Origin of the sequence: Altererythrobacter litoralis (assembly GCF_036324225.1) — a bacterium.
Lineage (GTDB): Bacteria > Pseudomonadota > Alphaproteobacteria > Sphingomonadales > Sphingomonadaceae > Erythrobacter > Erythrobacter litoralis_A.
On record NZ_JAZDQV010000005.1, the window covers coordinates 131,778 to 153,375 of the forward strand.

22 protein-coding genes are annotated in these 21,598 nt (G+C 63.4%); 11 read left to right on the top strand and 11 right to left on the bottom strand.

Annotation, left to right across the window (positions count from 1 at the left end; translation table 11 throughout):
- Nucleotides 1-238: 238 nt before the first annotated feature.
- Complete coding sequence (clpB, locus tag VRS74_RS06870; protein WP_354144507.1) at nucleotides 239-2,818, bottom strand: ATP-dependent chaperone ClpB; 2,580 nt, start codon at nucleotides 2,816-2,818, stop codon at nucleotides 239-241.
- A gap of 165 nt (nucleotides 2,819-2,983) precedes the next feature.
- On the bottom strand, nucleotides 2,984-4,567 hold the full coding sequence (locus tag VRS74_RS06875) for a leucyl aminopeptidase family protein (RefSeq protein ID WP_354144508.1): 1,584 nt from the start codon (nucleotides 4,565-4,567) through the stop codon (nucleotides 2,984-2,986).
- An 87-nt stretch (nucleotides 4,568-4,654) separates the two neighbouring features.
- On the opposite strand from VRS74_RS06875, the gene VRS74_RS06880 reads away from it, so the two are divergent.
- The gene (locus VRS74_RS06880; RefSeq protein ID WP_435521386.1) at nucleotides 4,655-6,868 is read left to right on the top strand and encodes a penicillin acylase family protein; all 2,214 of its coding nucleotides are present in this window, start codon (nucleotides 4,655-4,657) and stop codon (nucleotides 6,866-6,868) included.
- Between the two features lie 77 nt (nucleotides 6,869-6,945).
- Nucleotides 6,946-7,248 (top strand): hypothetical protein, encoded by a 303-nt coding sequence (locus VRS74_RS06885; RefSeq protein WP_354144510.1) that lies wholly within the window; start codon nucleotides 6,946-6,948, stop codon nucleotides 7,246-7,248.
- Nucleotides 7,249-7,324: 76 nt separating this feature from the next.
- Here VRS74_RS06885 and VRS74_RS06890 read toward each other — a convergent pair whose 3' ends face one another.
- Entirely contained in the window at nucleotides 7,325-8,329 is a 1,005-nt protein-coding gene (locus tag VRS74_RS06890; protein WP_354144511.1) for a helix-turn-helix transcriptional regulator, read from the bottom strand.
- 298 nt (nucleotides 8,330-8,627) lie between these two features.
- On the opposite strand from VRS74_RS06890, the gene VRS74_RS06895 reads away from it, so the two are divergent.
- The 3 genes from VRS74_RS06895 (at nucleotide 8,628) to VRS74_RS06905 (ending at nucleotide 10,844) form a co-directional block, all read left to right on the top strand.
- Nucleotides 8,628-9,668 carry a hypothetical protein gene (locus VRS74_RS06895; RefSeq protein ID WP_354144512.1) on the top strand — a complete coding sequence of 347 codons (1,041 nt, stop codon included), beginning with the start codon at nucleotides 8,628-8,630 and terminating at the stop codon, nucleotides 9,666-9,668.
- 18 nt (nucleotides 9,669-9,686) lie between these two features.
- Nucleotides 9,687-10,286, top strand: coding sequence for a hypothetical protein (locus VRS74_RS06900; RefSeq protein ID WP_354144513.1), 600 nt, complete (start codon nucleotides 9,687-9,689; stop codon nucleotides 10,284-10,286).
- A 102-nt stretch (nucleotides 10,287-10,388) separates the two neighbouring features.
- Nucleotides 10,389-10,844, top strand: a complete 456-nt coding sequence (locus VRS74_RS06905; RefSeq protein ID WP_354144514.1) for a hypothetical protein — start codon at nucleotides 10,389-10,391, stop codon at nucleotides 10,842-10,844.
- Nucleotides 10,845-10,851: 7 nt separating this feature from the next.
- Here VRS74_RS06905 and VRS74_RS06910 read toward each other — a convergent pair whose 3' ends face one another.
- From VRS74_RS06910 to rpsU, 8 genes are all read right to left on the bottom strand, one after another.
- Nucleotides 10,852-11,313 (bottom strand): tRNA (cytidine(34)-2'-O)-methyltransferase, encoded by a 462-nt coding sequence (locus tag VRS74_RS06910; RefSeq protein WP_354144515.1) that lies wholly within the window; start codon nucleotides 11,311-11,313, stop codon nucleotides 10,852-10,854.
- 151 nt (nucleotides 11,314-11,464) lie between these two features.
- The gene (gene gatB, locus VRS74_RS06915) at nucleotides 11,465-12,961 is read right to left on the bottom strand and encodes an Asp-tRNA(Asn)/Glu-tRNA(Gln) amidotransferase subunit GatB (protein WP_354144516.1); all 1,497 of its coding nucleotides are present in this window, start codon (nucleotides 12,959-12,961) and stop codon (nucleotides 11,465-11,467) included.
- Nucleotides 12,954-13,085, bottom strand: coding sequence for a hypothetical protein (locus tag VRS74_RS06920; protein WP_354144517.1), 132 nt, complete (start codon nucleotides 13,083-13,085; stop codon nucleotides 12,954-12,956). Before VRS74_RS06920 ends, gatB begins: the two co-directional genes overlap by 8 nt.
- Complete coding sequence (gene gatA, locus VRS74_RS06925; protein WP_354144518.1) at nucleotides 13,082-14,563, bottom strand: Asp-tRNA(Asn)/Glu-tRNA(Gln) amidotransferase subunit GatA; 1,482 nt, start codon at nucleotides 14,561-14,563, stop codon at nucleotides 13,082-13,084. Before gatA ends, VRS74_RS06920 begins: the two co-directional genes overlap by 4 nt.
- Nucleotides 14,564-14,684: 121 nt before the next feature.
- Entirely contained in the window at nucleotides 14,685-14,987 is a 303-nt protein-coding gene (gene gatC, locus VRS74_RS06930; protein WP_354144519.1) for an Asp-tRNA(Asn)/Glu-tRNA(Gln) amidotransferase subunit GatC, read from the bottom strand.
- Between the two features lie 59 nt (nucleotides 14,988-15,046).
- Nucleotides 15,047-16,750, bottom strand: a complete 1,704-nt coding sequence (locus VRS74_RS06935; protein WP_354144520.1) for a DUF4153 domain-containing protein — start codon at nucleotides 16,748-16,750, stop codon at nucleotides 15,047-15,049.
- Nucleotides 16,751-16,783: 33 nt separating this feature from the next.
- Nucleotides 16,784-17,350 (bottom strand): FKBP-type peptidyl-prolyl cis-trans isomerase, encoded by a 567-nt coding sequence (locus VRS74_RS06940; protein ID WP_354144521.1) that lies wholly within the window; start codon nucleotides 17,348-17,350, stop codon nucleotides 16,784-16,786.
- A 128-nt stretch (nucleotides 17,351-17,478) separates the two neighbouring features.
- A complete protein-coding gene (gene rpsU / locus VRS74_RS06945) occupies nucleotides 17,479-17,685 on the bottom strand; it encodes a 30S ribosomal protein S21 (protein ID WP_054531871.1) in 207 nt (68 codons plus the stop codon).
- A gap of 203 nt (nucleotides 17,686-17,888) precedes the next feature.
- Between rpsU and crcB the strand changes: the two genes are divergently transcribed.
- From crcB to VRS74_RS06975, 6 genes are read left to right on the top strand one after another with little or no spacing between them, the layout of a single operon-like run.
- Entirely contained in the window at nucleotides 17,889-18,302 is a 414-nt protein-coding gene (crcB, locus tag VRS74_RS06950) for a fluoride efflux transporter CrcB (protein ID WP_354144522.1), read from the top strand.
- The gene (locus VRS74_RS06955) at nucleotides 18,299-19,450 is read left to right on the top strand and encodes an RluA family pseudouridine synthase (protein WP_354144523.1); all 1,152 of its coding nucleotides are present in this window, start codon (nucleotides 18,299-18,301) and stop codon (nucleotides 19,448-19,450) included. The genes crcB and VRS74_RS06955 overlap by 4 nt, the downstream gene beginning before the upstream one ends.
- Nucleotides 19,450-20,049 carry an FMN-binding negative transcriptional regulator gene (locus VRS74_RS06960; RefSeq protein WP_354144524.1) on the top strand — a complete coding sequence of 200 codons (600 nt, stop codon included), beginning with the start codon at nucleotides 19,450-19,452 and terminating at the stop codon, nucleotides 20,047-20,049. Before VRS74_RS06955 ends, VRS74_RS06960 begins: the two co-directional genes overlap by 1 nt.
- Nucleotides 20,046-20,690 (top strand): HAD-IA family hydrolase, encoded by a 645-nt coding sequence (locus VRS74_RS06965; protein WP_354144525.1) that lies wholly within the window; start codon nucleotides 20,046-20,048, stop codon nucleotides 20,688-20,690. The genes VRS74_RS06960 and VRS74_RS06965 overlap by 4 nt, the downstream gene beginning before the upstream one ends.
- Nucleotides 20,687-20,905, top strand: coding sequence for a hypothetical protein (locus VRS74_RS06970; RefSeq protein ID WP_354144526.1), 219 nt, complete (start codon nucleotides 20,687-20,689; stop codon nucleotides 20,903-20,905). The genes VRS74_RS06965 and VRS74_RS06970 overlap by 4 nt, the downstream gene beginning before the upstream one ends.
- On the top strand, nucleotides 20,902-21,597 hold the full coding sequence (locus VRS74_RS06975) for an ATP12 family chaperone protein (protein WP_354144527.1): 696 nt from the start codon (nucleotides 20,902-20,904) through the stop codon (nucleotides 21,595-21,597). Before VRS74_RS06970 ends, VRS74_RS06975 begins: the two co-directional genes overlap by 4 nt.
- The last annotated feature ends 1 nt before the right edge of the window (nucleotide 21,598 follow it).

Below are 21,598 nucleotides of genomic sequence, written 5' to 3' on the forward strand. Positions count from 1 at the left end.
AACTGGAACCGGAATTGGAATAACAGCTTCGTGCGGGCTCGAAACGAACCCACACGAATCCCCTGCTACCCCAAGTCCCAGCCCCCTAGGATTGCCGAGTAGTGCAATAGCCCGGGGGCGGTGTCAAAGCACAGAAATTAAATTTTGCCGCCTGTTGCGAGATTCCCACAAATGGGGCCAGTCGGCGCAACAAACTGAGCGGCAATGTACTTCTTGCAAAAAAAAATTACGCGATGGCCTATTTAACTTCCATCTGCAGCTCGCCGTCGCCTTCGTCGATGGTCACCGTGCTGCCATCAGGCACCTTCCCTTCAAGCAGCATTTCGGCAAGCGGATCCTGTAGATAGCGCTGCACCGCGCGCTTGAGCGGGCGGGCGCCATAGACCGGATCGTAGCCGACGCGGCCAAGCCACTTCTTGGCTCCTTCGCTGAGGTAGAGCGTGATCTTGCGGTCCTTGAGCAGCTTCTGCACCCGGCCCACCTGGATATCGACGATCGGCGCCATGTGCTCCTGGCCAAGCCGGTGGAACAGGATGATCTCGTCCAGCCGGTTGAGGAATTCGGGGCGGAAATGCCCGCGCACCACATCCATCACCTGCGGCTCGACATCCTCGACCTTTTGGTCGTCGCCAAGGTTGGCAAGATACTGGCTGCCGAGGTTCGAAGTGAGGATAATCAGCGTGTTCGAGAAATCGACCACGCGGCCCTGCCCGTCGGTCAGTCGGCCGTCGTCGAGCACCTGCAGCAGCACGTTGAACACATCGTTATGCGCTTTCTCGACCTCGTCGAACAGCACGACCTGATACGGCCGGCGCCGCACCGCTTCGGTCAACACCCCGCCCTCTTCATAGCCGACATAGCCCGGAGGCGCGCCGATCAGGCGAGCGACCGCGTGCTTCTCCATGAATTCGCTCATATCGATGCGGACCATGGCGGTGTCGTCATCGAACAGGAATTCGGCGAGCGCCTTGGTCAGTTCGGTCTTGCCCACGCCCGTGGGGCCGAGGAACAGGAAGCTGCCGAGCGGGCGGTTCGGGTCCTGAAGGCCTGCGCGCGCGCGCCGCACGGCCTTGCTGACCGCTTCGATCGCCTGGCTTTGGCCGATCACGCGCTTGCCCAGGATGCTTTCCATCTGGAGCAGTTTCTCGCGCTCGCCCTCCATCATCCTGTCGACCGGGATGCCGGTCCAGCGGCTGACCACGGCTGCGATGTCATCCTCGGTCACTTCCTCGCGCAGCAGCGCATGTTCGGAAGCGCCGCGCGCTTCGGCGAGCGATTTCTCAAGTTCGGGGATGCGCCCGTAGGAAAGCTCGCCCGCCTTGGCGAGATCGCCTTCGCGCTGGGCCTGTTCCAGTTCCAACCGCGCGACATCGAGCTGCTCCTTGATCCGGCTTTCGGCGTGGATCTTGTCGCGCTCGTTCTGCCAACGCGTGGTGAGCGCAGCGGACTGTTCCTCAAGATCGGCCAGCTCCTCGCGCAGCGCCTTGAGGCGCTCTTTCGAGGCATCGTCGTTTTCCTTGGCAAGCGCGGTTTCCTCGATCTTGAGCTGGATGATCCGGCGATCGAGCTTTTCGATTTCCTCGGGCTTCGATTCCACTTCCATGCGGATGCGGCTCGCCGCCTCGTCCATCAGGTCGATCGCCTTGTCCGGCAGGAAGCGGTTCTGAATGTAGCGATTGCTGAGCTGCGCCGCCGCGACGAGCGCCGCATCGGTGATGTTCACACCGTGGTGCAGCTCGTACTTCTCCTTGAGCCCGCGCAGGATCGAGATCGTGTCCTCAACGGACGGCTCGTCGATGAATACCGGCTGGAAGCGCCGCTGCAGCGCCGGGTCCTTCTCGACATACTTCTGGTATTCGTCGAGCGTGGTCGCGCCGATGCAGTGCAACTCGCCGCGGCTGAGCGCGGGCTTGAGCAAGTTCGAAGCATCCATGCTGCCTTCGCTTGCGCCTGCCCCGATCAGCGTGTGCATCTCGTCGATGAACAGGATGATCTGGCCGTCCGAGCCCTTGACCTCGTCCAGTACGGTCTTGAGCCGTTCCTCGAACTCGCCCCGATACTTCGCGCCAGCGATCAACGCACCCATGTCGAGCGACATCAGCGTGCGGTCCTTCAGGCTGTCGGGCACGTCGCCATTGGCGATACGCAGCGCCAGCCCTTCGGCGATCGCGGTCTTGCCGGTGCCGGGTTCGCCGATCAGCGCGGGATTGTTCTTGGTGCGGCGGGCGAGGATCTGGATCGTGCGGCGGATTTCCTCGTCGCGGCCGATCACCGGGTCGAGCTTGCCGTCGCGCGCCGCCTGCGTCAGGTCGCGGGCGAACTTCTTCATTGCATCATAGGCGCTTTCGGCATTGGCGCTGTCAGCAGTCTTACCCTTGCGCAGTTCCGCAATGGCGGTTTCGAGCGCCTTGGGATCGACATTGGCCTGCTTTAGCGCCTGCCCCGCCTTGGTGGTGCTGGCGAGCGCGAGCGCGACCAACAGCCGCTCGACCGTGACATAGCTGTCGCCCGATTTCTCGGCGATCTGTTCGGCCTGGTCGAGAATGCGTACGGTGTCGTTGTCGAGACCGGGGGTCTGCTGCGCACCGCCGCCCGAGACTGCGGCAATCTTGCCAAGTTCGGTATCGACTTCAGTGATCGCGACGCCAGGGTGGCCGCCGGCGCGCTGGATCAGCCCGGCCGCCATGCCTTCATTGTCTTCGAGCAATGCCTTGAGCAGGTGGGTCGGCGTGATCCGCTGATGGTTCATGCGGATCGCAACAGTCTGCGCGCTTTGCAGGAAACCCTTGGCGCGGTCGGTAAATTTTTCCAGGTTCATGAACGATCCCTCACTCGCTAGCCCCGCCAATATAGTGTTGCATATTAGCAACACAAGGGGTGGCAGGCGCCACAACCCGATGGTGTGTTACCTGACTAGGTGGGCCTTGCGAAGCATTCCGCAAGACCCCTGGCAAGATCGTTCTAAACTAAAGCCCGGATTGGACTATTCGGCCGGGCGCCAGTTGCGTGCCAGCTCGTCGAGCAGCATCACGCCGAAGCCACGCGCACCGCCTGGGCAGGTCGGCATGCCGCTTGAGCAGCGATCGACCGCTGCCATGTCGACATGCACCCAGGGCAGGTCCTTCGGCACGAAATACTCGATGAAATGCGCGCCTACGCTTGCGCCAGGTGCCGGGTCTGCATCGCCGTTCTTGATGTCGGCGATCTCGGACTTGATCGCCTTGGCATAGGCGGGATGGAGCGGCAGGCGCCACAGGACCTCGTCAGTCGCATCGCCCGCAGCGATGGCAGCTTCGGCATGAGCATCCTTGCGCGCAAATACGGCAGCATATTCGACGCCGAGCGCGCGAACTGCCGACCCGGTCAGCGTCGCGATATCGACCAGCGCAAAGGGCGCATATTCGCGAACGGTGTATTCGATCGCGTCCGACAGCACGAGCCGCCCTTCGGCATCGGTGCTGCGGATCTCGATCGTTTTGCCCGAAAGCGTCCGCACCACGTCGCCCGGGCGCTGCGCATTGCCGCCTGGCATGTTCTCGGCCAGTGCCACCGCAGCCACTGCATGGACCGGAGCGCCCGACTTTGCGAGGCTCAGCAAGGCGCCCGTGACGGCTGCCGCGCCCGACATATCACCCTTCATTTCCCACATGCCGGGATTCTGCTTGAGCGAGATGCCGCCAGTGTCGAAAGTGATGCCCTTGCCTGCCAGCGCAATCGGAGCGCCCTCTGCACCCTTGTATGTGATCATCAGCAGGCGGCTGCCACGCGGGGAACCCTGCCCCACGCCGGCGATAGCGCCCATCCCCAGCCGCCGCATGTCGGCCTGGTCGAGCACTTCGATGGTCACATTCGGAACGCCGCGGAATGCCGCGCGCGCGCGTTCCAGAAAGCTTTCCGGATAGATCACATTGGCGGGTTCGTTGACGAGGTCGCGCGCCAGCGCCACGCCTTCAGCCAAAGGCGCATGGCGCGATTGCCAAAGAGCTTGCGCCGCGGTGGCTCCGCTGCCGACCAACGTGATGGCTTGCGCGGGAGGGCTCTGGCGACCGCTCTTGTAGCGATCGAAACGATACTGGCCCAGCGAAGCGCCAAATGCGATTTCGGCCATGGCAAAGGAATCGTCGACGCCCAGGATGGAGACCGACGCCTTCTCTTCGCCCATCGCCTTCGCGATCCGGCCACCGACGTCGCGCCAATCCGGCGCCGCGCCATCGTCAGCAGCCGCGCCCACCAGCATCACGCGCGTCGCGCCGTCGCCCGTCACCAATTCGAGCGACTGGCCGGCCTTTCCTGCGAATTCAAGCGCGGCGATCCGCCGCTCGGCCATGGCGCGATCGGCATCGGATAGAGAAACCGATGCGGGAAGTTGCGCCCCGGTCATCACGATTGCCATGGCTGCCCCTGCGGGCGCTGCGCTGGCGAATCCGATTGCGCGCGGCGCGCTGTTTTCGGCGGTGCCGGGGGCAATTCCGGATCCGGCGATTTCCTGCGCGGAAAGCGCAGGCGCAGCGAGTGCCAGCGGAGCTGAAAGGGCGAGGGCAGTGAGCTTGAAACGAGTCAGGCGCAAGTTTGTGGTTCCTAGCAAATGGTGTGAGTTGACCGGCGCAAGCGACCGGCGCAGTCTAGATGCGCATTCCAATAGGGGTTTCCCGTGATCCGTAAATGGCTTTTCCGTGGCACGTCGGCGCTGCTCGTACTGTTCCTCGCGCTATTCGTCGCGCTGGCGACTTGGGAACCCTTTTTCGCCGAAAGCGGACATGCGCCTGACGAACAGCGTCACTATCGCGCGGAGATATTACGCAGCGAGTTCGGCGTGCCTCACATTTACGGAAAGACCGATGCCGACGTGGCATTCGGCGTCGCCATCGCGCATGCCGAAGACGACTTCTTCACCTTGCAGGACGTGCTGGCGATGGCTCGCGGGCGCTATGGCGCGATCGCGGGCGAGGAAGGCGCACAGATCGATTATGCCTACCACCTGCTCGACGCGCGCGGCACTGCGGAGCGGCACTATCCCACCTTGCCCGAGGATACGCGAGCGCTGTTCGAAGCCTATGCCTCCGGGCTCAACCAATATGCGCGCGAACACCCGCAGGAATTGAAGCTTGCCAACCTGTTCCCCGTCAACGGCGAAGACATCGCCGCCGGCTTCGCGCTGCGCCAGCCCTTCTTCTTCGGGCTGGGCGGCGTGATCGGGCCGCTGGTGGCGGGCGACCCGCTGCGGCGCGAATTCGGCCCCGATATCCCCGGCTTCCCGCGCGACGCCGAAGCCGCTTCCGGCCCTGCCCAAACCGCACGAGGCCAGCGCCTCCCGCTACCTTGGGGAGAGGACGGCACGCTGTCGGGCTCGAACGCCTTCGCTGTCGCACCGCGCAAGTCGGGCGACGGCGTGACCCGGCTCGTTTCGAACAGCCACCAGCCGTGGCGCGGGGGCGTTGCGTGGTACGAAATGGTGGTCGAGAGCGAGGAAGGCTGGCACTATGCAGGGGCGAACTTCCCCGGATCGCCCTACCCCTTCCTGGGCCACAACCGACATTTGGGCTGGACCAACACGGTCAACCGGCCGGACATGGTCGACCTCTACAAGCTTGAAATGGATGACAGCGGCACCCGCTATCGTATCGATGGCGAGTGGCGCGAGCTTGAAAGCAAGACGGTGACGCTGCCGGTCAAGTTTGGCCCGATCACGCTGCCGATCCCCCAGACAGTCTATCGCAGCGCGCATGGCCCGGTGATCTTCAATCACACCGGGGTCTATGCGCTGCGTTATGGAGGGATCGACAGCGTGGAGCAGCTCGATGCCTATTACCGGCTCAACAAGGCGACGAACCTTGCCGAGTGGCAAGCGCAGCTGGCGCGCATGGCGGTGCCGAGCACTAACTTCATCTACGCCGACGAAGCGGGCAACATTGCCTATGTCTACAATGCCGCTCTTCCTGACCGTCCGAAAGGCGCCAACTGGCGCGGCGTTCTGCCAGGCAACCGTTCAGACCTCATCTGGCGCGGTCCGGTGAACTATGACCGGCTGCCCAAACTGATCAACCCCGCCAGCGGCTGGCTTTTCAACGCGAACAACCAACCCTATTCGGCAGCAGGTCCCGGCAGCGACTTGTCACCAGGAGACTTCGCCCCCGAATTGGGGATCGAGCTCAAGACTACGAATCGCGCCGAGCGCGCAGCAAGGCTGATGGCCAATGCGCCGGTGATCGACCGTGCAACGCTGGAGGCGATCAAATATGACACGGGCTACGAGCGCGCGGGCTATGTCGCCGATCTCTGGTCGGCGCTGGAAAAGCTCGACCTGTCCAAAGAGCCCGATCTCGCCAAGGCGCGCGATCTTCTGCTGACATGGGATTTCACGGCCGACAATCGCGGCAAGGCGGATGCGATCGCGCTACTGATGATCAAGGAATTCATGTCGGCCGAATATCAGAACAAGCCGCTCCCCGATGTGAAGGAACACCTGCGGCAGCAGGTCGACCACTTGATGGCGCATTTCGGGCGGATCGACCCGCCGATGAGCGATCTGCTGCGTTTGCGGCAAGGGCCTGGCCCCTATGCTGTCGACCTTCCGCTCGATGGCGGTTCGGACACCTTGCGCGCCTCGACAACTTGGGACGTCGATCCCGACGGGCGCCTGTCGGTGAAGCATGGTGACAGCTTCATCCAGTTCGTCGAATGGCGGCCGGGCGAAAGGGTCCGCTCGCAATCGATCCAGCCCTATGGTGCGGCCACAACCCGCCCCGGCAGCAAGCACTACACCGACCAGGCACAGCTATTTGTGAAGAAGCAGCTCAAGCCGGTACATTTCTGGCGCGAGGATGCGCTGGCCAATGCCCAGCGGCGATATGTGGTTGAGTCCAACTGACACGCGTGTAAACAGGGCGTTGCACAGGGCACGGGCACTCCCGGCCCGGCAAACACAAAGCCTTTGAGGAGATTCGAATGTCTGTAGCCGGCACCTATTCCACCACCGTCAAGAGCCCGATGGGCGACCAGAGCGGCACCCTCACCGTCAAGGACAATGGCGACGGCACCTTCAGCGGTTCGATGGCCGGCGCCATGGGCTCGATGGACATTCCGAGCGGCACTGTCGACGGCAACACCATCAGCTGGAAGATGCAGATGACCGTACCGATGCCGATGACGCTCGACTGCACCGCCACGATCGACGGCGACACGCTGACTGGCAGCGTCAATGCCGGCGCATTCGGCGCGATGCCGCTTTCGGGCACGCGCACCGGCTAAGCCGCGCTCGCAGTCGCGAAATCGAAAAGGGGCCGTCGGAGAGATCCGGCGGCCCTTTTGCGTTGACCACGGTTCTTTATCGAAATTCTGGCCGCTGGCCCTTTCGCCATTTGGCAGGCGAGACACTGAACTGGCGGTTGAACGACCGCACGAAGGCGGACGCCTCGCTATAGCCAAGTCGTTCGGCGACACCGTGCACCGGCAGGTCGCTATGGAGGAGCAGTTCCTTTCCCAGCTCCATCCGTGTCTGGTCGAGCAATTCACGAAACGAGGTGCCCGAATTCGCGAGATTGCGAGCGAGCGTGCGTTCGGAAAGGTCGTGCAGTCGCGCGATATCGACGAGTTGCGGCACCCTGCCAAAATCCGTCATCGATGTCCTGATCGCGTCTGCAATAGTCTTGGCATCGACCGGCCTACGGCGAGTGCGAGGCAGAATGCCGCGCGGGCGCGGGCCGACGGGCATGGTCCACGTGGCGGGATCGAAATCGGGATTCGAATGGGAAAGCAATCTGGCCGGGATCGCCATGCTTGCCTCGCTAGAAGCCTGCAAAACCTTGCAAGGGAGTAGCTCCGCTATGATCGGGCCCGAGTGCACTTGCCTTATCGAGATTTCGGACAGGTCCGATGCGCTGGTGTGGGTCATGCCGATGAACGACCTGACTATCAGGAAATAGAGGACCAGCACCACTTGCTCATAGATCGGCCGGAACGGGCCGAGCTCGGGGTGGAGAGAAACCTCGACAACGTCCGCATCCCTCTCTGACCTGACCGAAACGCTGATGGGGGCATTCTGCAAATCGATCGAATCCGATCGCGACCAGATCGCCGCCTTGAGATCGGGTGCCGCGAGGACGATCGCTTCGCCGGGATATCTCGGCCATTCGAGCATCATTTCCACAAGCCTGGGTTCGCCCACGTGGTGGAGGAGGTTCGCCAGCAGCCGCAAATCATCGATCAGCGCGATCTTGCGGGTGAGCGATTGAGGCCCGGCAAACGATGTCCCTTCGAAGATCCATGATGGCCACCCGAGGCTGCTGCCCCAGAAGCGTGTGATGCCGGCCGGCACTTTGGAAGATGCCATGTGCGGGTGCTCGCGCACCAATGCCTCAATGCATTCCTGGAAGCTCTTGCGCCTGTCAGAAAGCATGGAGAGGCCCCGCATTCCCACCTGAGATCGACATCTAGGTTCTCATATTGGCAGGAAATGTCAATTCGATGGCAGATTCTGTCGATACTTCCGGCGGGAAAGGTTCGCTAGCTTGGAGAGGCACTTAGTCGGCTGGCTAATGTAAAAGGTCGCCGGGAGAGTCGATTTGGATCGCCATCTCTCGCCATAAATACAGCCGGGCTTGGATTGCATGGATCCTTAGGAGAAACCCATGAAAGCTCGCGTTACCAAATTCCTCATTGCCACCGCTGCGACGGGTGCACTGGTCGCAACACCCGTTCTTGCCGAGAAGGCCAGCCAGCTTGTCGACATCAACGGAATGCGCGGGAGCAGCGCGGAATCGGCACTGCAGCAGCGCGGTTTCAGCCATGTTTCCACCAACAAGAAGTCATCGGGCTACGTCTACAGCTATTGGTGGAACGGTGGTGACGACGATTGCGTCCAGGTCGAAGTCTACAACGGGCGCGTGGAATCGATCACCGATGCGACCGATCAGGACTGCGGCCATCACAAGGGTAGTGCAGGGGCAGCGGTTGGCGCTGTGGCGGGCGCGGCGCTTCTCGGCGCATTGTTGAGCCACAAGTCGAGCCATCACGACGACAACCAGCATAGTGCCGATGCGAAAGCCGAGGCCGATTACGAACGTGGCTATACCGACGGCCTGCACAATGCCGCCTACCACAATTACGATCGGTCGAATTCCTATGCGGACGGGTACCAGGCGGGCGTGGACCAGCGCGAAGCCAACCTCAGCCACCACCAGCGGCGCGGCGGCTATGCACAGGTCGCGCAGTTCAAGGACCTTGAGGGCGCACGTGCTGCAGGCGGCATGGAGGAGCTGGAGCGGCGCGGGTTCACTCAGGTCGACAATTTCACCAGCGGCAATGCGCGCTACTCGATCCAGTGGCGGCCCGAATCGCGCCAGTGCCTGCAAGTGATCGTCGCCGACGGGCGGCTCGAGGATTTGCGCGACATCGGGCAGCATCCCAAATGCCGCGGAACCGGCGGGTCAGGCCCGGCTATGGGCGCGGCTGCACCGGCGCAATTCAACGACGTGATCGGTCGGAGCGGCGAGCGTGCACGTGAAATCCTCAACGGGCGCGGCTTCACCCGCGTGGCGCGGCTCGGCGACGACCAAACGCGCTATGCCATCATGTGGCGCGGGCAATCGCGCCAGTGCCTGCAACTGATGATCGTCAATGGCCGCGCGACGGACATCCGCGACATCGGCCAGCACCCCAACTGCCGCTGAGCCCGAAGGAGCGTTCCGATGAAGCTTAAGCTGTTCATTGCGGGCGCCGCAATGCTTTCGCTTGCCGCTTGCGGAGGTTCGAGCGACGAACCTGATGCTGCGGCAGAGGAAATTGCGGTCATCCCGGAAAGCCTCGCGCCCTTCGGTGATGGATACCCCAACCCCGGCGCGCCGTGCCGCCGTCTGGGCGAATCTGCTGCCACTTCCAACTATCTCGACGACAGCGCAATGCTGGTTGGCTGCCCAAGCGAAGCTGCGGCCGAGGCCCTGGGCGGCAAAATCGTCGGCAATGTTGAGGGCGTGCGGCTCGTCAGCGTGCCGATGGGTGATGCCAATGCAGGAATGCCCGCACCGGTAGAAGCGCCAGCTACGCAGCCACCCAAGCAGGCGCTGAAGGACCCCATCCGATCGCCAGGCGGGCTGGAATCGAAATGCCTCGCCCGCGTCAATGACATGACCGGTGGCGGGGTTATCGGAACCAACCGGATCGAGGAATCGGAAGCCGCAATCGCGATCTACGTCAATGTGAGCGGTGCCGAAGCGCCGTGGCGGTGCCTGGGCTATCGCGACGGCACGATCGGCGAAGTCATGTACACCGGCAGCGAAGGCGCCTTGTAACCAGTTTGGGGCCTGGCTTGCAGGGTTCCAGGCCCCAATCACCGCTTCAATACTTCAACCAAGGCGCCGGGCAGGCGCAGACAATGGGAGTGTTCTTGAGCCATGCAGAAAGCAATCTTCACGGGATTTCTAGTTCTCACCCTCTCCGCCTGTAGCGGCAGCGATCAGGACTCCGCCGCGCCGGAAGCTACCGACGCAACCGCCGAAGCAGCCCAGACTGTCGACGGAACGGAAGATGTGCTGGTCCCAGGCACCGACTATAACGCCACCGCAATGGTGCCTTGTGGCTTCGACGGCGCCGCGCCGACCGCAACGTGCGACGCGGGGGTCAAACGCAATTGGGGCGAAGACGGCACTACATTGGTCGAAGTGAAGAAGCCCGACGGCTTCACCCGCGCGATATTCTTCAAGGGCACCGAACCCTATGGCGCCGACAGCGCACAGGCGGACGGCTCGGCAGGTTGGGACTTCAAGACCACGCGCGATGGCGACCGGGTTACCATCAGTTTCGGCCCGGAGACCTATGTGATCGTCGATGCCTTCATCGAGGGCGGCTGACCACTCGTTACTTTGGCAAATGCGCCCGCAAGGCCTGATAGGCTGCCGCTGCGACGGTGTTGGCTAGGTTCAGCGAACGCACCTTGTCCGAACGCATCGGCAGGCTGACCATCTGCTCGCGGTGCGCCGCGACGATCTCTGGCGGTATGCCCTTGGTCTCGCGCCCGAACACAAGATAGGCGTCCGCGGGATAGTCGGGCTCGTAGAAGCTGCGCTCGGCGTATTCCTCGAAAAGGAACAACTGGTCCGCGCGCGGCGCGCGCTCGGCGATAAAGGCATCCCAACTGGCGAACTCGACCAGCCTTATATGCGGCCAATAGTCGAGGCCCGAGCGCTTAACGCGCTTGTCCGAAAGCTCGAACCCCAGCGGATGGATCAGCACAAGTTCCATGTCGAGCGCCACGCAGGTGCGCCCGACCGCCCCGGTATTGCCCGGTATCTCCGGCTGGATGAGAACGATAGAGGTCATTTTCTGATCAGGGCCTTATGGCGTTCAGAAGATGACGTGACGAAAATGGCGAGCTTTGGTGACCCGGCGCGCAGCGACCTTGTCGGTCGTGAGCATCGGAAGCACGCAAGATTGCCATTTGCAGGCCGTCAGGGCTGAAGGCCGAAAGGCCCTAGCCCAGCTTGTCCTTGAGGATCTGGTTGACCACCGCCGGATTGCCCTTGCCCTGCAGCGCCTTCATCGTCTGGCCGACGAAGAAGCCGAACAGCTTGTCCTTGCCGCTGCGATATTCCTCGACCTTGTCGGAATTGGCGGCGAGCACTTCGTCGATCACGCTTTCGATCGCGCCGGTGTCACTGAGCTGCTTGAGCCCTTCGGTTTCCGCGATCTCCTGCGGTTCACGTCCGGTCTTGAGCACCAGCTCGAAGATCTCTTTCGCCTGGCCACCGCTGATCTCGCCCTTGGCCTGCATGTCGAGGATCGCGGCCTGTGCCTCGGCCGTCGCGTGGGCGGGATTTGCTTCGGCACCGAGCGCGTTGATCACACCGGGAGCGATCGAAAGCGCCCAGTTGGCGACCTGCGTGGCGACTTCTCGCTCCGGTTTCCCGATGCCCTTTGCGGTCGCGGCAAGCAGCGTCTCGAAGCGCGCGAAAGTCTCGACCTCGGCGGTCAATTCGCGAGCATTGTATTCGCTGAGGCCCAGCTCCCCGACATAGCGCGCGCGCTTGGCATCGGGCAGTTCGGGCAGCGAGGCGCGGCATTCCTCAAGGAATGCGTCGTCTAGCTCGAGCGGCAACAGGTCCGGATCGGGGAAATAGCGATAGTCATGCGCGTCTTCCTTGCTGCGCATGGTCCGCGTGGTGCCGGTGCCCGGATCGAACAGGCGGGTTTCCTGCTCCACAGCGCCGCCGCTCTCGATCAGGTCGACCTGGCGGTTCGCCTCATACTCGATCACCTGCATCACGAAGCGCACGGAGTTGACGTTCTTCGTCTCGGTACGCGTGCCGAATTCCTCACCCGGACGGCGGACCGACACGTTGACGTCCGCCCGCATCGAACCTTCTTCCATATTGCCGTCACACGATCCGACATAGCGCAGGATGCTGCGCAGCTTGCGGACATAGGCGCCAGCCTCCGCAGGCGAGCGCATATCGGGCTTGGAGACGATTTCCATCAGCGCGACGCCGCAGCGGTTCAAGTCGACATAGGACATGGTCGGGTGCTGGTCATGCATCAGCTTGCCCGCATCCTGCTCGACATGGATGCGTTCGATCCCGATCACCTTGTCTTCGGGAATCCCGGCCTTCTCGTCCGCTTCGATGGTCAGCGAGCCTTCGCCCACCAGCGGGTGGTAGAGCTGGCTGATCTGGTAACCCTGCGGCAAGTCGGCGTAGAAATAGTTCTTGCGGTCGAACCGGCTCCACTTGTTGATCTGCGCCTCGATCGCCATTCCGGTGCGCACCGCCTGGCGGATGCACTCGGCATTGGGCACGGGCAGCATGCCAGGCATCGCGGCATCGACGAGCGAAACCTGCGCATTGGGCTCTGCCCCGAAAGCGGTTGCCGCACCCGAGAACAGCTTGGACTTCGAAACGACCTGCGCGTGAACCTCGAGGCCGATCACGACCTCCCATTCGCCGGTTGCGCCCTGGATGCGGTAATTACTCATCGTCTTTTGCCCGTGTATTTGACGTATCGAAACGCGCTTCGCCGTGTTCGACCGTGCGCGATAGATAGTAGGCGAAGCCGCCCACCGCCGCCATGGCGACGAGGAAGATGATGGCGAAGGTCACCACCACTTCTCCGGTCGGGCGCTGAACCCGGCGCGCTGTTCGATCGCCAGGCCTGCATTGAGCACGCCCTGCTCATCGAAGGCCTTGCCCACCAACTGCAGCCCCAGCGGCAATCCGTCCTTATTGGTCATCGCAGGAACGCTCATCGCCGGTAGCCCCGCCAGCGAGGCGGGCACGGCGAACACGTCATTGAGATACATTGCCAGCGGATCGTCGCTCATTTCGCCCAGCGGGAAGCTGGCGGTGGGCGTGGTCGGTGCAAGGATCACGTCGCACTGCTTGAAGGCTTCGCTGAAGTCGCGCGAGACCAGCGCGCGGACCTTTTGCGCCTGGTTGTAATAGGCGTCGTAGAAGCCGGCCGAGAGCACATAGGTGCCGATAAGGATGCGGCGCTTCACCTCGTCGCCGAAACCGGCGGCGCGGGTGGCGGCATACATGTCTTGAAGCCCAGCTCCGTCGGGCAGTTCGCGCAAGCCGTAACGCACGCCGTCATAGCGCGCGAGGTTGGACGAAGCTTCAGCCGGTGCCACGATGTAATAGGCGGGCAGCGCATACTTGGTGTGTGGCAGGCTGACGTCGACGATCTCCGCCCCCGCATCGCGCAGCCATTCCTTGCCGCGTTCCCAGCTGTCGAGGATTTCGGAATCGGTACCGTCCATGCGGTATTCGCGCGGAATGCCGACCTTCTTGCCTCGGAGATCGGCGTCCAGGCCTGCTTCCCATGCGGGTACCGGCATATCGAGGCTGGTCGCGTCCTTCGGGTCGAAGCCCGCCATCGCCTCCAACATGATCGCGCAATCGGTGACGTCGCGCGCCATCGGCCCTGCCTGGTCGAGGCTGCTGGCAAAGGCGACCACGCCCCAGCGGGAGCAGCGGCCATAGGTCGGCTTGATCCCGCAAATGCCGGTGAAGGCGGCCGGCTGGCGGATCGAACCACCGGTGTCGGTGCCGGTCGCGGCTGGTGCGATCCGCGCCGAGACTGCGGCCGAGGAACCGCCCGATGAGCCGCCCGGGCTCATCGCCGCGTTGGTGCCTTCCTTGCGCCAGGGCGAGGAGACATTGCCGAAATAGGAGGTCTCGTTCGAGGAGCCCATCGCGAACTGGTCGAGGTTGAGCTTGCCCAGCATGCCCGCGCCCGCGTTCCACAGGTTCTGGGACACGGTGCTTTCGTATTCGGGCTCGAACCCTTCGAGGATATGCGATGCGGCGGTGGTCTGGACGCCCTTGGTGGCGAACAAATCCTTCATGCCGATCGGTACGCCCGCCATCTTGCCCAGCGGCTTGCCCGCCGCGCGGTCTGCATCGACCCGCTCGGCTGCCGACAACGCATGATCGGGAGTGGTGACGATGAAAGCGTTGAGTTCGGCTGCACCGGCCACGGCGGCGTTGAATGCTTCCGCCACTTCGCGCGCGGAAAAGTCGCCCCCGGCAACGCCGTCACGGATGGCCTTGACGCCAAGGTTGGTGAATTCACTCATCAGAAAACCGTTCGCCCTGAGCCTGTCGAAGGGCTGCCCTTCTTCGAAAGCTCGGGTCCAAAAGAGAAATGCAGGGCTTCGACAAGCTCAGCCCGAACGGGTTGGGTAAACCGGCACATGGTCATTCGATCACCTTCGGCACGCCAAAGAAGCCGTGTTCTGCGGCGGGCGCATTGGCCAGTACGTCGTCGCGCTTGCCGCCGCCGGTCAGCGGATCGGCATCGACCACGTCGTCGCGCAGGCGCAAATGGTTGGGGATCACCGCGGTCATCGGCTCGACGCCCGAGACGTCGACCTCGCCCAGCTGTTCGACCCAGGCGAGGATATTGTTGAGCTCGGGCACCATGCGCTCGAGCTCTTCATCGCCCATCTTGATGCGGGCCAAGGATGCGATCTTGGCCACGGTTGCTTTATCTACCGACATGGCCTGCGCGTTAGCGGGGCGAGCGACGCCCATCAAGCGCGAGTTGATGGCTCTGCTCCCTATTCGAAAGGCTGGCCCACCGGTTCGCCATCCACATAGAGCTGGCGGCCTTCATATCGGCGCAGCTCGACCGTGCCTTCGCGGTCGTATTCCCTGGCTTCGTAGGTGCTGGTGGGAACGAGCTTCCCGTCCTTCTGCCAATAGGGAACTGCCGCCTTCTTTTCGCGCTCGTAGACGAGGAATTGCACGTCGTTCTTCGCGATCACGGCAATGACCGGTCCCGCTTCAACCTGCCCGACTTCGACCGCCCTGCAACCTTCCAGGCACTGGTAGGATCCGGTAGCGATGAATTCCCTCACTGCGGCAGCGGCAGCCTCATCACTCACGTCGATGCGAGCGTTTTCCGCGATCTCGCGCTGGTCGCGCATGGTCGTGCCGTAAAAGGGCCGCTCTTTCATCGCTTGCGCATCGGAGGCAAATTTCGCGATCTCGGCGTTTTCGCTCCCGGCCAACCTGGCCAGCGCCTTGCGCCCTGCATCGCCGAAGTCCCAGCGCAGCGCAGCATAGTCGAAATCTTCCGCACTCACCTTGCCAGCCTCGAGCCTGGCGAGTTGGTTGTTCGCCGATATCGCGCCAAAATTGAAGATCGGCAGCGCAAGAATGAAGGCGATTGCGCAGGTCATCACAGCGAGGTGCAAATTGGCCTGGCGCACCATGTCGCGCCAGCCGGCGCGGCGGCCGCGAATGACGGCGGCGAGATAGCCAACGCCAAAGGCCACCGCGACAGTGATCGCGAGCAGCGCCCAAAGCCGCTCGGGGCTGAGCCCGTGCTGGTCGATTCGCGTACCCATCGAAATCGCGGCCATTACCGCCAGCGGCAATATTCCCAGCGCGAGCACGAAGCCGGCAGCGCGCAAGATCAGCGATTGGCTGGCCTGCGCGTCTTCATCGCGCACCACGGCGTTGGTCAGCACGAAGCAGCCCACTGCAATCGCCAGCAGGAGTGGCGTTGCGCTCTTGGTTGCTTCCCACAGCACGTCGAGGCCCGACAGCGCGACCGCCAGCAGGAACGCCACCATTGCCAGCGCCAGCGGAACCGCCAGTATCGACAGGACCAGCAGAACGACGTTCTGCAAAGTGCCGATGATCTTCAACTGGTTGCGCAGCACGCCCAGCGCGGCACCAAAGGCGAGGCACGAAAACGTCCAGCTGAACCACGCTTGGACAATCAGTTCCTTCAGGAAATCGATCTTGATGACCGCGAACAATTCGGCGAGCAGCGCAAGCAATGCCCACGACAGGACAAAGAAGGCCAGTGCCCCTGCACCGCTGATCGCATCGGTCCAGACGTGGAAATGGGTCGCCTTATAGGATGTGTTCCAGCGTAGCCGGTGGAAACCTGCCTGGAACAACGGCAGCGCCAGCGTCACCGCCAAAATGCCTGCCGCGATCCAATATTCCTCATCGGCATAACGCTCGCCAGCGCTCGTGGCGCGCCAGGCGATCCCCGCCATCACCAGCGCAGCCACACCGGAAAATACCAGCGGCGTCTTCCAGCGGTCGGCATCTAGCGTGAAACAGGCAGCGAGCGGGCCGAACACCAGCGCGGCAGTGAGCGCCATACGCCACGGCGCGTCCTGGCCTCCATCGCTGGCGAAATGGACCAGCAGGCCCGCCAGGCCGAGCAGCAATGCGCAGAACCACGGCCGCAGCAGCCAGTCGTGCAGGCTTGTTTCGTCTTCGATCGCGGTTTGCGCGGTCATGCTGCACTCTCCCTCAGCGACCATGCAGGCCGATCATGGTTGCGGCGGAGCTGCTCCGTCAGGCGCGCTCGGCGCACCCTGCCCCTGCATCATCTGCTGCATCATCATGAAGCGCCGCTCGGCGTCTTCCTGGCTCATGAAATCGACCATCTCGACTTCGAAGACAAGGTCGGAACCCGGCGGGATGGTGGAAGTGGGCGGCGGCGAATCGCCATAGGCCAGCACGGCGGGGATATGGAGCGTATACTTGCCGCCCTTCTCCATCTGCTTCAGCCCCTGGTAGAAGCCTTCGACCATCCGGCCCGGCTCGATCAGCATGGGAACCCCATCGGGAAACAGTCCCGGCGGGAATGGCGAAGCGCCCGCTTCATCGAAAACAGTCCCGTCAGCCAGCGTGCCCTTGTATTTCACGAAGGCGACGTCGCCATCCGAAGGGCTGGCGCCAGTTCCGGCCACCAGTTCTTCAACCGAGATCGAAGGCGGCATTGTGGTCCAGGCAAGCCCTGCGCCCAGCAGAACAGCGCCGATCACGCCCAGCCACAGCTTGGCAAGCGAGCCTTTTTCGATCGGCTGGATCGGAACGCGGGTAATTTCGGTCATTGATTCGTGTCCTGCTGCAACGGGTTGCGCCCGGTGGTGCAATGCAAAAGGGCGCGGAATCGGTTTCCGCGCCCTGATGGCTTATCGCATGTGGGTGTTCAAGCGCGAAACGCCCGAACGCGTCGGCATTACTTGCTGCCGTCGCGCTCCATCCGCTTGCGCTCGAGCTTGCGTGCGCGGCGAACGGCAGCGGCCTTTTCACGGGCGCGCTTCTCACTCGGCTTTTCAAAGTGCCGGCGCAGCTTCATTTCGCGATACACCCCCTCGCGCTGCAGCTTCTTCTTGAGCGCGCGCAGGGCCTGGTCGACATTGTTATCGCGAACGATGATTTGCATAAATTCCTACACCTCACAGCAATGGTACAGAGCCCGCCTCGAGCGCGGGTTGCGCCACTTGAAAATCAACGAAAAAGGCGCCGAATCCGCGAACGGTCGGCCTCATCCGGGGGCGCCCTAGCGAAATCAGCACCTTTTGGCAAGGCTCTGGCAGCGAAAGCGCTGCTAGGCATAAAGCACTTGGCTCGTTAAGGAGTGCCGCAATGTCTGCCGCACTCTCTCCATTCGCCGCCAGCCTCAACGTCGCCATAGGCGGCGGGGTGGGCGCGCTCCTGCGTTACCAGCTGGGGCGCGGGATGACTCATTGGCTCGGTCCACAAGTGGTCACGGCCTTTCCCTGGGCCACATTGGCCGTCAATGTGGTCGGCAGCATGGCGATGGGCCTGCTCGCCGGTTGGCTGGCACGCCACGGCAGCGCACAGGGCGAACAATTGCGCCTGCTGCTGGGCGTGGGCCTGCTCGGCGGCTTCACCACTTTCAGCGCCTTCAGCCTCGAATTGATGCTGCTGATCGAACGCGGGCAACCGGCAACCGCGCTGGGCTATGCCGCCATTTCGGTGCTGGCCGGGCTGATCGGGCTCTATCTCGGCCTGATCGTGATGCGGATCGTCGGATGAGCGACGCAGCGAAACCCGCCGCGCCCGCAGTGCGCCAGTTCACGGTCGATGCCGATGACGACGGCGTGCGGCTGGACCGCTGGTTCAAGCGCCATTTGCCGCAAGTCGGCTTCGGCACCGTTTCCAAATGGGCGCGCACCGGCCAGCTGCGGGTCGACGGCAAGCGGGTAAAGCCCGAGGATCGGCTGAGCGCGGGACAGGTCTTGCGCGTGCCCCCCGGCGGAGAGGACACCGGCCGCAAACCCAAGCCGCAGCGCCAGCTCTCCGCTGAGGAAATCGCCGAGGCCGAGGCCATGGTGATCAAGCAGACCAAGAGCGCCATCGTGCTGAACAAGCCGCCCGGCCTCGCCACACAGGGTGGCAGCAAGACCACTCGCCATGTCGACGGGCTGCTCGACGCCTTCGTCGAAGGAGACGGGCCGCGCCCGCGCCTCGTCCACCGGCTGGACAAGGACACGTCAGGCGTGCTGCTGATCGCGCGCACACCCGGCAGCGCCGCTTTCTTCTCCAAGCGATTTTCAGGGCGCAGCGCCCGCAAGATCTATTGGGCGCTGATCGCGGGCGTTCCCGATGTGAAGGAAGGCACGATCGACGCTCCGCTCGCCAAGCAGCCGGGCACCGGCGGCGAGAAGATGCATATCGACGAGGAAGCCGGCCAGCCTGCCAAGACGCGCTATCGCGTGGTCGACAAGGCCGGCAACCGCGCGGCCTGGGTCGAGCTTGAGCCGCTGACGGGCCGTACACACCAGCTGCGCGTGCACCTTGCCGCGATCGGGCACCCGATCGTGGGCGACGGCAAATATGGCGGGCAGGATTCCTTCCTCACCGGCAGCATCAGCCGCAAGATGCACCTCCATGCGCGGCGGCTGATCATCGACGAGCCGGGCGGCGGTAAGCTGGATGTCACTGCCGAACTGCCCGAACATTTCGCGGCCAGCATGGAACAGCTCGGCTTCGATCCGGGGCTGAGCGACGCCGCGCCGCTGCGCGACGACGTGCCCGAGAAGACGCGCGCCGACAAGAAACAGGCCGCGCGCGCTCATGCCAAGCAATATCGCAAGGCGCGACGCGGCGAGCGCCGTGGCCGGGGTGCGTCGCCCGCAGGCAAGCCCAAGCCCAAGGGACCGGCCAAGGGGCCGAAGCGCTGATGCATCCCAACCCGCTTTTCCGCAGCGATGACCGCGCGCTGCTCGAAGCGCTGATCGACGAGATCGGCTTCGGCATGGTCTTCCTGACCACGCCCGACGGGCCGCGCGTTGCGCACACGCCCCTGCTTTCGACCGGTGACGGCGCGGTGCAGTTCCACCTTGCGCGCGGCAATGCGATTACCCGCCATCTCGACGGCTCAACCGCGCTGGTGGTGGTCAACGGGCCTGACGCCTATGTCAGCCCCCGCTGGTATGCCGATCGCGCGACCGTGCCGACCTGGGATTATGTTGCGCTCGAACTCGAAGGCCGGGTGCGCCGGATGGACGATGAAGGGCTCGAAGCCTTCCTCTACAGTCTGATCGAACGCTTCGAAGGCAGGCTCGGCGGCGAGCAGTGGAGCGCGGACGAAACGCCCGAAAGCATCTGGAACAGCCTGTTCCGCGGCATCGTGGGCTTCGAGATGGAAATCCTCGCCTGGCGGCCGACACTCAAGATGTCGCAAAAGAAGTCGCCCGAAGAGCGAGAACGGATTGCGGCAGGCCTGGCCGAGAACGGATCGCCCGCGCTGGCGCACCTGATGCGGACTTTAGGCGGATGAAACTCGCCGTGTTCGATTGCGACGGCACGCTCGTGGACGGGCAGGCGCATGTCTGCGACACGATGGAGCAAGCCTTTCTCGATGCGGGCCTGCCGGCGCCGGATCGCAACGAGGTGCGTCGTTCGGTGGGATTGAGCCTGCCGGTTGCGATCCGCCACCTCGCGCCTGAACTCGATCCCGAAATGAATGCGCGGCTGGTGCAGGCCTATAAGGAAGGCTTCTTCGCGCGCAGGCGGAAAGGGCTGATCGACGAGCCGCTTTACGAAGGGATTCACGAAGTGCTGACCGGCTTGGCGGAAGCTGGCTGGCTTCTCGCTGTCGCCACCGGCAAGAGCGATCGCGGGCTCAATGCTTGCCTCGAACGACACGGCCTTACCGGCCTGTTCGTTTCTCTGCAGACCGCCGATCGCCACCCATCAAAGCCGCACACAGCCATGCTGGACACGGCGCTGTTCGAAGCGGGCGTGGCGCCCGGCGCAGCCGTGATGGTGGGCGACACCACTTTCGACATTTTGATGGCGCGCGACGCGGGGGTGCGCGCACTCGGCGTGGCATGGGGTTATCACACGCCCGACGAACTTCGCCGCGCAGGCGCGGAAGCGGTTGCGCAGCACCCGACAGAGCTGGAGAAATTGCTGTGATCGACGACAAGGAAGCGCTGGCGCGCCAACGCTACATGATCCTCAACCTCGTGCGGGTCGCAGGCGTGGCGATGGTACTCGCAGGGATTGCGATTGCGCGCGGGGTGATCGACCTGCCCGTTCCGCTTGGATGGGTGCTGGCCTTCGCCGGCCTGTTCGATTTCTTCTTTGCACCCCGTTTGCTTGCGCGGGGGTGGCGGTCGAACGACCAATGAAACGATTCTACAAGGAAGTCGCCGTCGCCGAGGTTCCGGGCGGCTGGCAGGTCATGCTCGACGGTCGCGGAATCAAGAGCATGAAGGGCGCGCCGCAAGTGCTGCCCAGTCGCGCTCTGGCCGACGCATTGGCGAGCGAGTGGGCCGGGCAAGGGGAGGACATCCATCCCGCGGCATTCCGCTTCCGCGACCAGGCCGATTTCGCGATCGACATCGTCGCGGCCGACCCTGCGGCCGCAATCGATACCCTGCTGGGCTTCGCCGAGACCGATACGTTGTGCTATCGCGCCGATCCCGACGAACCGCTCTATGCTCGCCAGCAAGCCGAATGGGAGCCGCTGCTGTCGACCCTTGAGCTGCGCGTAAGCGTCAGTTTCACGCGCGTCAGCGGGATCATGCATCGCCCGCAGCCGCCTGCCACGCTCGATCGCTTGCGCGAACGGCTGGGCGCCCTCGACCATTTCGCGCTGGCCGGATTGCAGGCCGCGGCTTCGCTCGCCGCCTCGCTGACGGTTGCGCTGCTTGCGCTCGAACAGGCAGCGGATTCGGGCGTCCTTTGGCGGGCTGCCAGCCTCGAGGAAGAATGGCAGGCCGAGCAGTGGGGACGCGACCCGCAAGCGGAAGAGCACCGCGCGCGGAAACATGCGGACTTCCTGGCGGCTTGCGAATGGATGCGGCTGCTGCGCGCCTGAG